The organism is Mesorhizobium sp. M0698, from assembly GCF_040320455.1.
Classification (GTDB): Bacteria; Pseudomonadota; Alphaproteobacteria; order Rhizobiales; family Rhizobiaceae; genus Mesorhizobium.
The window spans coordinates 92,434-105,984 of the sequence record NZ_JAMYPQ010000014.1 but is presented as its reverse complement, the minus strand read 5'-3'; the positions used below and the strand labels follow the sequence as shown (position 1 = coordinate 105,984).

The 13,551-nt window shown below is 64.0% G+C and carries 11 protein-coding genes; 3 read left to right on the top strand and 8 right to left on the bottom strand.

All coding sequences use genetic code 11. From position 1 onward, the window contains the following. From NKI16_RS24340 to hisS, 6 genes are all read right to left on the bottom strand, one after another. Positions 1 to 702 (bottom strand): hypothetical protein, encoded by a 702-nt coding sequence (locus NKI16_RS24340; RefSeq protein WP_352457573.1) that lies wholly within the window; start codon positions 700 to 702, stop codon positions 1 to 3. A 904-nt stretch (positions 703 to 1,606) separates the two neighbouring features. After that, on the bottom strand, positions 1,607 to 2,710 hold the full coding sequence (locus NKI16_RS24335; protein WP_352457572.1) for a calcium:cation antiporter: 1,104 nt from the start codon (positions 2,708 to 2,710) through the stop codon (positions 1,607 to 1,609). An 85-nt stretch (positions 2,711 to 2,795) separates the two neighbouring features. Then, positions 2,796 to 4,562, bottom strand: coding sequence for an AMP-binding protein (locus NKI16_RS24330; protein ID WP_352457571.1), 1,767 nt, complete (start codon positions 4,560 to 4,562; stop codon positions 2,796 to 2,798). Positions 4,563 to 4,970: 408 nt separating this feature from the next. Then, on the bottom strand, positions 4,971 to 5,672 hold the full coding sequence (gene hisG, locus NKI16_RS24325; RefSeq protein WP_352797815.1) for an ATP phosphoribosyltransferase: 702 nt from the start codon (positions 5,670 to 5,672) through the stop codon (positions 4,971 to 4,973). Further along, on the bottom strand, positions 5,669 to 6,787 hold the full coding sequence (locus NKI16_RS24320; protein ID WP_352797818.1) for an ATP phosphoribosyltransferase regulatory subunit: 1,119 nt from the start codon (positions 6,785 to 6,787) through the stop codon (positions 5,669 to 5,671). Before NKI16_RS24320 ends, hisG begins: the two co-directional genes overlap by 4 nt. A 178-nt stretch (positions 6,788 to 6,965) precedes the next feature. Then, entirely contained in the window at positions 6,966 to 8,528 is a 1,563-nt protein-coding gene (hisS, locus tag NKI16_RS24315; RefSeq protein ID WP_352840673.1) for a histidine--tRNA ligase, read from the bottom strand. Between the two features lie 438 nt (positions 8,529 to 8,966). Between hisS and NKI16_RS24310 the strand changes: the two genes are divergently transcribed. After that, positions 8,967 to 9,218: a hypothetical protein gene (locus NKI16_RS24310; protein ID WP_031213141.1), complete on the top strand. Its 252-nt coding sequence runs from the start codon at positions 8,967 to 8,969 to the stop codon at positions 9,216 to 9,218. A gap of 4 nt (positions 9,219 to 9,222) precedes the next feature. On the opposite strand, the gene NKI16_RS24305 is transcribed toward NKI16_RS24310, so the two are convergent. Further along, positions 9,223 to 9,858, bottom strand: coding sequence for a DNA-3-methyladenine glycosylase I (locus NKI16_RS24305; protein WP_352756685.1), 636 nt, complete (start codon positions 9,856 to 9,858; stop codon positions 9,223 to 9,225). Positions 9,859 to 10,080: 222 nt separating this feature from the next. Here NKI16_RS24305 and NKI16_RS24300 point away from each other — a divergent pair, with 222 nt between their 5' ends. Both NKI16_RS24300 and NKI16_RS24295 read left to right on the top strand, forming a co-directional pair. Further along, positions 10,081 to 10,815: a L,D-transpeptidase gene (locus NKI16_RS24300; protein ID WP_352472683.1), complete on the top strand. Its 735-nt coding sequence runs from the start codon at positions 10,081 to 10,083 to the stop codon at positions 10,813 to 10,815. 261 nt (positions 10,816 to 11,076) lie between these two features. Continuing rightward, complete coding sequence (locus tag NKI16_RS24295; RefSeq protein ID WP_352577555.1) at positions 11,077 to 11,997, top strand: bifunctional 5,10-methylenetetrahydrofolate dehydrogenase/5,10-methenyltetrahydrofolate cyclohydrolase; 921 nt, start codon at positions 11,077 to 11,079, stop codon at positions 11,995 to 11,997. 166 nt (positions 11,998 to 12,163) lie between these two features. On the opposite strand, the gene glcF is transcribed toward NKI16_RS24295, so the two are convergent. Continuing rightward, positions 12,164 to 13,492, bottom strand: a complete 1,329-nt coding sequence (glcF, locus tag NKI16_RS24290) for a glycolate oxidase subunit GlcF (RefSeq protein WP_352577554.1) — start codon at positions 13,490 to 13,492, stop codon at positions 12,164 to 12,166. Between the last annotated feature and the right edge of the window lie 59 nt (positions 13,493 to 13,551).

Below are 13,551 nucleotides of genomic sequence, written 5' to 3'. Positions count from 1 at the left end.
CTATTCAAAGCGGAGCGACACCTCGAAGGACAAGCCGTCGTCGGGACCGGCCAGATCGAGATTGGCTCCCTCGATCATGTTGGGCACTTCCCAGGCCGTAGTGTCGCTATAGTCGGTGTCGAGCAGGCTAAGCGGACGGTACAGGGCCTTGTCGAACTTCCGCCCCCATTCTCCAACCAAAGCATGGATCGGCCCCTGGAGATCGATGCTGCTGTGAACCCGGATTGTCACCCCTTCGTCCCGCGCGGCAATGAAATCATCCTCGATCCATCGTGAATAGCCTTTGATGGAGAAGGCCCCGCTGCTGGTTGGACTGGTGCCTTCGGAGGCTGGACCGCTGATATTCACGCCGGCAATCAAACCGCCGAAGTAGCAATGCTCATTGGTCGCAAATCCCGCAACCAGCGCCACGGGAATTGCAACTTGCGCCTCCACCTGGACATTGAGTTTCCAGTGTCCTGACCGGGTAAACTCGACGAGCGCCTCGGTGCAGGCGAGCCCTGGCGAAAGGAGAGGCATGACGGGCGGCAGGAAGGCTACCACGTTTTCGTCGATGACCTTGCGAAGCTCCAGCGGTCCTCGCGTAATTGCAAGCGGGCGCACGAGAAGGGGCTGCGCGAGAAACTCTTCGCGGCCATTTGGTGGGGCAAGGGCCGTCTGCAGGCGCCGCAGCCTCGAGCCAGCAAGCTTAACCTGATCCATTTATTCCACCACGCGCGCCGGCGCGGCGCGCAACCCGTCCATAGCACATTAGTGCTTAAACTGCTAAGACCTTCGGCGGCGAAAAGCCCGGTTCGTGCAGCCTCTCGAGGGATGGCGCCTTCTTAAGCATGCGCTCGCATATGGCTCAGCAAGAGATAACATCGAGTGTCGGAATCTTCCGCAATAGCGACAATGGCGGCATCCTGATAATCTACATCGACCAACGCGGAGTCTTACGCCCTGCGAGGTCAGCTTCGACAGCCACGAGATGTGGTGGAAACCCGCATGGTTGTGCATCCGGCTAGCGAGGCCTAGCCCGACGACCTGGCCAAATACTTTTCCTAGAGTTCATCGGTATCAAGCCAGTCGCGACCGATGGCCATGACTCGATCTACGGGCAGGTCGCATGGCTGGCCTAGCAACCATGTCGCGATTCAAGAGCTGCCTGTCGGGGCAGACCTCAGACTCAGCCGGTCCGGTAAGACGTTTTGCCCTTCCGACGGAGCGTCTACTATTAGGCATCACAATATCATGGGTGAACGACCGGGATTTGGGCGCATTGCTGCCATTCGCAACGAGCAGAATGAAGGTCTCCGATGGGTCAGATCGCGTCGATGCATGGGGGCGCCTGAACGTCCGCTTCTCACATTCCAAGCCTCCAAGCCGCAAGTCCGCTTCCGGCCCGATCGAGACGTTCAAGGCCTCGATACTAAGCGTCCGCCCATGGCGCAAAGGAGACAAATTGGCGCCCGCCCCTCAAGCCGTCTTTGCCGTCACCACCCCAACTCTCGACCATCGCCTCATCGGGAACTTCTGCGGCTTGTCTACTTCGCAACTCAGTGCGGAAACGCGTGGCTGCTCGGTCGAGAACAGTCGTCAGTATCTGCCTGCCCCCATGCCCCCCTCACGGCACAAATATCAAAAACACCCAAGTAAAAAACACCACCAGATGGACCAAGCCGGTCAAGAACGTCGTCCTTTCCGTGCTGAAACTCACATTGCAGATGAAAAGCGCCAGGACCAAAAGCACCGTGTCGGTCGCCGGCAGCCCCAGCGTCAGGCCTCTTCCGGTCAGCAGGCTGGCGGCGGCTATGCCCGGTATTGTCAGGCCGATTGTGGCACAGGCCGAACCCATGGCGACGTTCAGGCCGCGCTGCAGCTCGTTGTTGAGTGCGGCGCGAACCGCCGAAATGGCCTCCGGCATCAGAACCAAGCCCGCGATCATCGCGCCGACAATGGCGTCGGCCTGCGGCACCTGGTAGGCGACGAGCGCATCCTCGACGCTGGCGGCGACCTGTTCGGCCAGCATGACGATGCCGATCAGCCCGATCAGCAGGAGAACAGCGCCGGCGGCGACGCTTTCGTGGGCGTCGGTTCGCACTGCGGCGCCATGCGCTTGCCCGTCGATGAAATCGTCGCGGTGGCGGACAGTCTGCGCGAACAGAAAACCGGCATAGAGCAGCACTGAAAGGACGCTGACGAAGCCAAGTTGGGCCGCCGAAAACGTGCCGGGATCGGTGGTTCGCGTGTAGGTCGGCAGAATAAGCGTCATGACGCTGAGCGCGACCAGAACCGCCAGATAGGCGCTGGTCCCTTGCCGGACGATCGCCTGCTTGCGATGGCGCCAGCCACCAAACGTCAGGCACATGCCGACAACACCGGTGGAGGTGATCATCACCGTCGAGAACACGGATTCGCGTGCAAGCGTCGGGTTGTTGGCCCCATGCAGCATGATGGAAACGATGATCGACACTTCGATTGCCGTCACGGCGATGGTCAGCACCAACGTGCCGTACGGCTCGCCTACCCGCCTGGCCACCGCCTCGGCGTGGTCGAGCACCACGAAAATGGTGGTGAACATGATCGCGCTCGACAGCGCGCCGACAAATATCCTGGTGCCCAGCGACCCTTCGTCCACCGACACCCCGCTGGCCCTGACCGCGACAGCCATCGCCAGGGCGGCCAACGGCATGCCGTAGGAAACCGCCGATCTTGCGAGACCACTCATTCCAAGCCCCTTCCGCAAGCCCCTTTTGCAAGCCTCTTCTGGGCAAGCCTCGTCTGCGAACCCTGCGAAAGCCCGAAGCGCGCCCTCACGCCGTCTTCTGCGTCACCAGTCCCAGCTCGTCGACCATCGCCTGGCGCATCAGGAATTTCTGCGGCTTGCCGGTCACCGTCATCGGCAATTCGGTGCGGAAGCGGATATAGCGCGGGATCTTGAAATGGGCGATCTGGCCGGCGCAGAAGGCCTTGATCTCCTGCTCCGTGGTGATCTGGCCGGGCTTCAGCACGATCCAGGCGCACAGCTCCTCGCCATATTTCGGGTCGGGAATGCCGAACACCTGCACCTCCTTGACCTTGGGGTGGCGATAGAGAAACTCCTCGACCTCGCGCGGATAGACGTTCTCGCCGCCGCGGATGACCATGTCCTTGACCCGGCCGACGATGTTGCAATAGCCCTCGGCATCGATGGTGGCGAGGTCGCCGGTGTGCATCCAGCCGTCGACGTCGATCGCCTCGCGGGTCTTCTGCTCATCGTCCCAATAGCCCTTCATCACGGAATAGCCGCGCGTGCAGAGCTCGCCCGGCGCGCCGACCGCGACGGTGGCACCTTCGGCGTCGATGGCCTTGACCTCGACATGCGGATGGACGCGGCCGACGGTGGAGACGCGCTTTTCCAGGGGATCGTCGACGCTGCTCTGGAACGACACCGGGCTGGTCTCGGTCATGCCATAGGCGATGGTCACCTCTGCCATATGCATCAGCGACACTACCTTCTTCATCACCTCGATCGGGCATGGCGAGCCGGCCATGATGCCTGTGCGCAGGCTGGTGAGATCGAAGGAGGCGAACTCCGGATGGTCGAGCAGGCCGACGAACATGGTCGGCACGCCGTAGAGCGCGGTGCAGCGTTCCGTTGCCACTGCCTTCAGGGTGGCGCCCGCATCGAACCCCTCGCTCGGGAAAACCATGGTCGCGCCCTTGGTGACGCAGCCCATCGTGCCCATCGACATGCCGAAGCAATGGTAGAGCGGCACCGGGATGCACAGCAGGTCGTCGACGGTGAGCCGGATCGCCGCGGTGACGAAATTGCCGTTGTTGACGATGTTGTTGTGGGTCAGCGTCGCGCCCTTGGGCGCGCCGGTTGTGCCGCTTGTGAACTGGATGTTGATGGCGTCGTCGGGTTTTAGCCCCGCTGAAATCCGGTCGAGCTTGTCATGCTCGTCGCGGCCGGCCATCGCCAGCACATCGGCGAAATTGAACATGCCCGGCGAATTCTCCTCGTCCATGCGGATGACGGTCTTCAGCGCCGGCAGCTTGTTGGCGTCGAGCTTGCCAGGGGTGGCGTTGGCGATCTCCGGCGCCAGCGTCTCGATCATGCCGAGATAGTCGGAGCTCTTGAATTTGGCGGCGGTGACCAGCGCCTTGCAACCGACCTTGTTCAAGGCATATTCCAGCTCGACCAACCGATAGGCCGGGTTGATGTTGACCAGGATCAGGCCGATGCGGGCGGTGGCGAATTGCGTCACCAGCCATTCCCAGCGGTTCGGCGACCAGATGCCGACGCGATCGCCTTTCTCGAGGCCGAGCGCCAGGAAGCCGGCGGCCAGCGCATCGACCGTCTCCGACAGTTCCTCCCAGGTAAAGCGCTTGTCCTGCTCGACGAAGACGGCGGCATCGAGCGTGCCGTATTTGCCGACCGTATCGGCAAACAGCGCCGGGATGGTCAGGTTGAGCAGCGGCACGCTGCGGTCGCCCGAGACATGCGCCGTGCCGTCGACCGGCGCAATGAACGAACCGCCCTCACGCTTGGAGCGCAAATTGCTGGCATTCTTCAACTCGTCGAGATTGATCGGCATCGCCGTGTCCTCCGCAGACAGAACGAGCCTATCAGCCCGGCGGGGTAGTGGAAATCCCGTCGATGGTACGGTTGGGGTTCGAACGTGAGGGATGGCGCCGAAAATAAAAAACCCGCCACGGCGGGCGGGTCTTCGGGGCCAATTGGCACCATAGCGAGACTAGTAGCATAGCTGCCGGCACAAAGCAAGAACAAAATTGCTGTACGTCAAGAAAATCGCTTCAGGTCGGTGCCAGCGGCCAAGCTGCCAATCTCCCTCCTTGAGGGGGAGATGGCCGGCAGGCCAGAGGGGGTCGTCTCGCGTGGAGCACCTGCCTGTTCTGTCCGTTAGGAGAGTCGCGTCAAGACGTACCGACCCCCTCTGTCGCCTTCGGCGACATCTCCCCCTCAAGGGGGGAGATTGGCGACGTCAGCCTGAATTCACCGATGCCATCCTGGCCGCAATATCGCGCAAAGTCGCCTCGTCGGCCGCCTCGCGCTGCTTCCGCGACGCGACGAGGCAGGCCTGCGAGCGCAGGATGACGCCGTCGGCCAGCACCTTGAGATGGTTGGCGCGCAGCGTCGCGCCTGACGTGGTGATATCGACGACGATATCGGCCAATCCGGCTGCCGGCGCACCCTCGGTGGCGCCCAGGCTTTCGACGATGCGGTAGACCTGGATGCCGTGCTTTTGCGAAAAGAACTGCTGGGTCAGGCGCCAGTATTTGGTGGCGATCCTGAGCCGGCGGCCGTGGCGCTGGCGGAAATCGGCGGCGACGTCGTCGAGGTCGGCCATGGTGTCGACATCGAGCCAGATGTCGGGCACGGCGACGACGACATCGGCATTGCCGAAACCGAGGCGGGCGATGATTTCGGCGCGCGTCTCGCAATCGGCAAGGTTTTCGCGCAAAAGGTCCTCGCCGGTGATGCCGAGATCGACCGACCCCTGGCCGATTTCGCTTGATATCTCCGAGGCGGACAGGAACGCTATTTCGACGCCGTCCATGCCATCGATACGGGCGCGGTATTTGCGCTCGTCGCCGGGCAGGCTGACGGCAAGCCCGGCCTTGGCCAGCACCTCCAGCGCCTGCTCCTTGAGCCGGCCTTTCGACGGGATCGCCAGCGTGATCATGGCGCCGTCTCCCGCAGCGCCTCGATGCGGTCGAGCCAGACGGAAAAACCGACGCCGGGGATCGGCGTTTTTGCGCCGAGCAGCGTCAGCAGCCGGTCGTAGCGGCCACCACCGGCGAGCGGCCGGTCGCCATCCTGCGCCGCGATCTCGAAGACGAGGCCGGTGTAGTAATCGAGCGGCCGGCCGAAGGCGGCGTCGTAGCTGATTTCAGACATCGGCAGGCCGAGGCTTTCGATGGCCGCGGCGCGGGCGGCAAAATTCTCCAGCGCAGCCCCCAGCGAAAGCCCGGCATCGGCGGCAAAACTTTCGAGCGCCCCGGCGGCGCTGTCGAGCGGCACGTCGATCGCCAGGAAACTCTTTAGTGCCGCGAATGCCTCGTTCGACAGCCGTACGCTGCGCAGTTCGGCTTTCTCGATCAGGCGCCGCGCAATCTCGGACGGCGAACGCCCGGCCGTTGCCGACAGCCCGGCCCGTTCCATGCCGCCGGCGACATGCGCCGAAAGGCTGTCGAGATCGCCATCGAGGACAAGGGCGGCGACCGGGCCGGCAAGCTGGCTGTTGCGCGGCGGATTGGCGAGATCGGCAAGTGCTGCTTCCAGCATCGGCGCCGAGCCGAAGGCGCGCGCCAGCCGCATGCGCCAGCCGCGCGGCAGGCCAAGCGCTGCCAGCACCGCTTCAAAAATGGTCTGGTCGCCGAGCGTCACCGCCAGCTCCCGGCCGGGCAGCACCAGCGACAGCAGCGCATGCGCATCGGCCAGCGAACGGGCGTCGGCGGCGGCCGTGTCGCCGTCGCCGAGGTCCTCGATGCCGGCCTGGAAGAACTCGTTGCCGCCCTCGCGGCGCTGGCGAAACACCTCGCCGAGATAGCAATAGCGGCGCGGCGTGCCGGCCTGGCTGGCAATGTGGTCGAGGCAGACCGGAATGGTGAATTCCGGCCGCAGGCAAAGCGTCTGCCCGGTCTCGCTCTCGGTGAGAAAGATGCGGCGCCGCAAATCCTCGCCGGCCATGTCGAGGAACGGATCGGCCGGCTGCAGCACGGCGACCTCGACCGCATGGGTGTTGCGCGCGGCGAAGAGGTTGGTGATGTCGGATGCGATGGCGAGGCGGGAGGTCATGGGAATGTGGAGCGCGAGGCACCCCCCTCTGGCCTGCCGGCCATCTCCCCCTCAAGGGGGGAGATCGGCAGCTTCAGCCTCGGCGTCTTCTCTCCAACGCTTGAGTTTGGCGAAAGCAGGCGCGATATCCAATCTCCCCCCTTGAGGGGGAGATGGCCGGCAGGCCAGAGGGGGGTGCTCACGCGCCACCCTTCGCTCGGTCGGCCGCCTGCGCCGCCAATATCTTCTTCACCTCGGCGACCAGATCGCCTTCCGCCACGGTCACCTGCGCCGGTCGTGCGGCGCGCCATTCGGCGTTGTCGGCGATCTCGGCCGACATTTTCGCGCCTTCGATCAGATCCTTGATCTGCACCTCGCCTTTGGCGCGCTCGTCGCCGCCCTGGATGACGGCGACCGGGCTGCCGCGACGGTCGGCATATTTCAGCTGCGCCTTCATGCCGGCGCCGCCGAGGTACATTTCCGAGCGGATGCCGGCGGCGCGCAGCTCGGCCACCATCTTCTGGTAGCGGCCGAGGCTTTCCGTATCCTTGTCCATGGTCAGCACGACGACCGGCGCGATGACATCGGAAGTATCGAGCTTGCCGAGGTTCTTCAGCGCCGTCATCAGCCGCGAGACACCGATGGAAAAACCGGTCGCCGGCACCGGCTCGCCGCGAAAGCGCGAGACGAGACCGTCATAACGGCCGCCGCCGCCAACCGAGCCGAAGCGCACGATCTGGCCGTCCTCGTTGGGGATCTCGGCCAGCAGCTCGGCCTCGTAGACCGGGCCGGTGTAATATTCGAGGCCACGCACGACGGAGGGATCGATGCGAATGCGATCCTCACCGTAGCCGCTTTGTGCGACCATGGTTCTTATCTGCTCCAACTCTGCAAGACCCTCAACAAACGAGGCATTCGTTATGCCGAGATGTTCGAGTTTCCTTTCCTCGACAAGATTGCTGAGCCCTGGGGTGATAGATCCCAGTGTCTGGACAATTTGTTCGGGATCATGCTGCGCCATGACCGTGAAATAGCTGATCACAACATCGATTTGAGCGTTACCCAGCCCGGCACCCTTGGTAAAATCACCGCTCTCGTCCTTGCGCCCGGCGCCCAAAAGCAGACGAACCCCCTCGACGCCCAGCTTGTCCAGCTTGTCGATCGCCCGCAGCACCTGCAGCCGGCGGCCAGCGTTCTCGTCGCCGCCGAGGCCGATCGCCTCCAGCACGCCGTCGAGCACCTTGCGATTGTTGACGCGGATGACGTAGTCGCCGCGCTTGATGCCGAGCGCCTCCATCACGTCGGCCATCATCATCGCCATCTCGGCATCGGCCGCGACACCCGGCGTGCCTACCGTGTCGGCGTCGAACTGCATGAACTGGCGGAAGCGGCCGGGGCCCGGCTTCTCGTTGCGGAACACCCAGCCGGAGCGATAGCTGCGATAGGGTTTCGGCAGGCGCTCGAAATTCTCGGCGACAAAGCGCGCCATCGGCGCGGTCAGGTCGTAGCGCAGCGACAGCCACTGGTCGTCATCGTCCTGGAACGAGAACACGCCCTCGTTCGGCCGGTCCTGGTCGGGCAGGAATTTGCCGAGCGCATCGGTGTATTCGATCAGCGGCTGGTCGACCGGCTCGAAACCGTAGAGCTCAAAGACCGAGCGGATCGTCGCCATCATCTTCTCGACGGCGCGCAGATCGTCGGCGCCGCGGTCGACAAAGCCGCGCGGCAGCCGCGCTTTCATCTTTTCGGATTTGTCGGCCATGGGATGGGTACTTTGCTATGTAAACGGTGACTTATTTCGGGTCGGCGTGTCCTACCGATGCAGCCCGGAGAAGGCAAGGGTTTGCGCCTTTTCCGCGATGTCGCGGGACCAGTTGGTTCGCAAACGTCGCGCCGCCCCTCATCCGCCTGCCGGCACCTTCTCCCCGTATAGTGACGGGGAGAAGGGGACTTGTCGCAGCCTCGGCGCTACTTGTGCAACGCTGTGATTGGCGAAACCACCGGCGGAGGCGTCCTTTCTCCCCGTCCCTATACGGGGAGAAATGCCCGGCAGGGCAATGAGGGGCAGCGCAAAGCCATCAGGCAAGGCGACCATCCCCGAAACAAACCGCATCACAAATGAAACAATTGCGCCATGCGCGCGGCATCGTGCCGACACAATCCGGGCCGATAAGCGCGCCGAAACAAGGGGCTCGGGGCCATGGCCACGCTACAGAAGTTCGACATCATCGATAGCGGCGCACGCGACGCCTCGGTCCGGCTGCGGCCGGCCGATGGTTATGCGCCGAAGACGAAGCAAATCGCCGGACCGTTCGAGATCGCGGCGCAACAGCGCAGCGGACCGACGATGCGCGACGTGCTGATGACCGGCCTGCTGGTGATCTATCCGGTGTTCGCCGCGCTGGCGGCCATCCTTGCCGGGTTTTTCCTCGCCGGCGCCGGCGGCGCCTGAGCCGCTATTTCGGCCGCTTGAACGCTTTCCGTTCCGCCTCGACCGGCTCGCGGCAGACGCAGCCCTCGAGATGGTCGTTGACCAGCCCCATCGCCTGCATGAAGGCGTAGACGGTGGTCGGGCCGACAAAGCTCCAGCCGCGCTTCTTCAGCTCTTTCGAAATGCGGACCGAGACGGCCGTCGTCGGATTGGCGCGCAAATGCGCGAGGTCGACGATCTCGGGCCGCTCGTCGGGGCCGGGTTCGAACTTCCAGAACCAGGCGGCCAGCGAGCCGGCCTCGTCGATGAGTTCGCGGGCGCGCTTGGCGTTGTTGATGGTCGAAACGATCTTGCCGCGGTGACGGATGATGCCGGCATTGCCGAGCAGGCGCTCGACATCGGCGTCGGTGAAGGCGGCGATCTTGTCGACATCGAAGCCGGCAAACGCCTCGCGGAAATTGTCGCGCTTGCGCAATATGGTCAGCCAGGACAGGCCCGACTGAAAACCTTCGAGGCAGATCTTCTCGAACAGGCGGCGGTCGTCGGCGACCGGCCGGCCCCATTCGTGGTCGTGGTAGTGCAGATAATCCGGCAGGTTGCCGTGCCAGAAGCAGCGGGCGATGCCGTCGGGACCGGCAAGCAGACCTGCCTTTTTATCCATGGCGGAATTCCGTTCGTGTCTTGGCGTTAACGCGTTTTGACGCGGGCTTTACCGCGGCTTTACCAGATTCCTGAACCGGGCGGTAACCACACCAAAAGCTTTACTGACAGATCGGCATTTTACGCATTCCGATTCATGTTTCGGTTGCCGCTTCGCGCCCAATGTCGGCGAAATCGGGGAGGCTTTGCACCCCGGCATGTTCGACGATCAAGGTGCGTTGCGATGAAGACATTCTTGTTCCCACTGTTCGGCGCCGCGGCCGTGCTTGCGGCCGGTGCCGCCAATGCCAACGACCGCTATGCCGAGAGGCCGCCGGTGGTGGTCAGCCCAGATCTTTCGGCGCCCTGGGTGCTGCAGCTCGGCCATGCGCCGGGCATCGTGCGGCAGAGCCGGCAAGAGGCGCAGCCGCAACGGCGCTACCGGCGGCTGGCCGAACCCGATCAGCTGCGCACCGCAGCGGTGCAGGCGCCGGCCAAGCGCATGGTGATGCGGCCGCAGATCGACCCGATCTATCTGCCGCAGGAAGTCGCCTATGACGGCCCGCAGAAGCCGGGCACGATCGTCATCGATACGCGAGAGAATTTCCTCTATCTGGTCGGGAAGAACGGTAAGGCGCGGCGTTATGGCGTCGGCACCGGCAAGCCGGGCTTCGAATGGTCCGGCACCCACAAGATCACCAACAAGCGCGTCTGGCCGGATTGGCGGCCGCCGGCGGTGATGATCGCCCGCGAAGCCGCCAAGGGCCGTTATCTGCCGACCTATCTCGCCGGCGGCATGGAAAACCCGCTCGGCGCACGCGCGCTCTATCTCGGCTCGACCGAGTACCGTATCCACGGCACCAATCAGCCCTGGACGATCGGCGGCGCGGTCTCGTCGGGCTGCATCCGCATGCGCAACGAGGACGTGGTCGACCTTTACGAGCGGGTCAATGTTGGCACGACGGTTGTAGTGATGTAATCTGCGGTTGACCTCACCGATGATTCTGCTCAGAAGCCTCGGGAGCATTGAATAACGGGGGACGGGCCGTGTGGGGATGCGGCCAGTCACGAAAGGGCAGCGCGGCAAGCCGTGCTGCCCTTTTTGTTTCCGCCAGCAGGAATTGACGGGAAGATTTTGCCGGCACGTCGCGCGACCGGCATGGCGGTTCGCTTTTCGCGCTGCCTTTTCGCGGTTGCTTTGCTATGTGGCGGCTAAAATCCAGATAAAGGCCCCATCCCAATGTCCCTTTCCGATGACAGCCGCTATCTCAGAGGCGGCCCGGTTGCCCAACGCATCATCGCCGGCGTGCGCGAGGACGCGGCGATCGCCACCGCCGAAGGCTTTCCGCCCAAGCTGGTGTCGGTCACCGTCGGCGATACCGCCGCGGTCGACGTCTATGTCCGCAACCAGCGCGCCAAGGCCGGGTTGGCCGGCATCGGCTTCGAGGAAAGGCGCTTTCGCGCCGACATCACCGCCGGCGAACTGGAAGCGGCAATCCACGGGCTTAACGCCGACCCGCGCGTCACCGGCATCATCATTCAGCGGCCGGTGCCGGTGCACATTCCGATCAAGACGCTGCAGGCGGCGGTGCATCCGCTCAAGGATGTCGAGGGCATGCATCCGGCCTCGATCGGCAACATCGTCTACAACCAGCTCGACCTGGCGCCCTGCACCGCCGCCGCTTCGGTCGAACTGCTCAGGGAAACCGGCCTCGACCTCAAGGGGCTCGAGGTGGTGGTCGTCGGCCATTCCGAGATCGTCGGCAAGCCGATCGCGTTCCTTTTGATGAGCGAAGGCGCGACGGTGACCGTCTGTCACCACATGACGCGTTCGGTGGCGGCACACGCACGCCGCGCCGACGCCCTGTTCGTCGCCGTCGGCAAGCCGCGGCTGATCAAGGCCGACATGGTCAAGCCTGGTGCAGCGGTCATCGATATCGGCATCAATTCGGAAATCGGGCCGGACGGCGAGAGCCGCATCGTCGGCGACGTCGATGCCGAGAGCGTCAAGCATGTCGCGTCCTGGATCACGCCGGTGCCGGGCGGCGTCGGCCCGATCACTGTGGCGATCCTGCTGCGCAACACGATGGTGGCCCTCAGCCGGCAGCGTGCCCGCTATCAGGCGACTTATGGCGTAGTTGACAGGCTCGCGGCGGAATAAAGACCCGCAGGCGCCAAGCCCCCTCACCCAGCCTCCGCTTCGCTCGGCTGACCTCTCCCCGAGGGGAGAGGAGATCGCCAGCGTTGGTGCCACCCTCTTCTCCCCAGCGGGGAGAAGGTGGACGCGAAGCGGCCGGATGAGGGGCCTGACGCCCACGACCATCCTGTTACTCAGCCGCAACCAGCTTTTCTTCCGGAACGCCTTCCGGCTTCGGCCCGCCATAGGCCCAGGCGAGCAGCTTTATCGTATGCACCACCGGCAGCTTGGCGGCAGAAGCGATCTGGGTGATGCAGCCGATATTGCCGGTGGCGACGATTTCGGCACCGGTCGCCTCGATATTCCTGACCTTGCGGTCGCGCAGCGTTGCCGAAATCCCGGGCTGCAGGATGTTGTAGGTGCCGGCCGAACCGCAGCACAGATGCCCTTCGCGCGGCTCGCGCACGACGAAGCCGGCACGGACCAGAAGCTCCTTCGGCTGGCGGGTGATCTTCTGGCCGTGCTGCATCGAGCAGGCTGAGTGATAGGCGACGATGGTGCCCGGCTTGCGGACCGGCTCGGGCAGGTCGAGGCTTGCCAGATATTCGGTGATGTCCCTGGCCAGCGCCGAGACGCGCGCGGCCTTGTCGGCATAGGCCGGATCGAGGCGCAGCATGAAGCCGTAATCCTTGATGGTGGTGCCGCACCCGGATGCGGTGATGACGATGGCGTCGAGTCCGCCCTGCTCGACGGCGCGCGTCCAGGCGTCGACGTTCCGTCGGGCCGACGCCAAGGCAGCGTCCTCGCGCCCCATATGATGCACCAGCGCGCCGCAGCAGCCCTCGCCCTCGGGCACCACGACCTCAACGCCAAGCCGGGTCAGCAGCGAAATCGTCGTGTCGTTGATGCCGGGATCGAGCACGGATTGCGCGCAGCCGGTGAGGATGGCGACGCGGCCATTTTTCTTCGCGCCCTGCCCGGCATGGACGCCCGGCGAGGCCATCGGCGAGACTGCCGGGACCGACGCCGGGGCCAGCTTCAACATCGCGCCCAAAGGCTTCAATGCCTGGATTTTCTCAAACAGGCCGGCGAATGGCTGGCCGAGCTTCGCCAGCTTGAGCGCCGCGCGGAAACGCGAGGGATAGGGCAGCACGAAGGCCAGCATGGCGCGTGTCAGGCGATCGGCCAGCGGACGCTTGTAGGTCTCCTCGATATGGACGCGGGCGTGGTCGACCAGATGCATGTAGTTGACGCCCGACGGGCAGGTGGTCATGCAGGCGAGGCAGGACAGGCAGCGGTCGATATGGGTGACGATCTGCTTGTCGGCCGGCCGGCCGTTTTCCAGCATGTCCTTGATCAGATAAATCCGGCCGCGCGGCGAATCCAGTTCGTTGCCGAGCGTCACATAGGTCGGGCAGGTGGCGGTGCAGAAGCCGCAATGCACACATTTGCGCAGGATCTTCTCCGATTCCGCGACATGCGGATCGGCGAGCTGGGCAGCTGAGAAATTGGTCTGCACGTAAACGAATCCCTACCGTTTGAGCATGATCTTTTCCCAAAACCGGTACCCACTTTTGG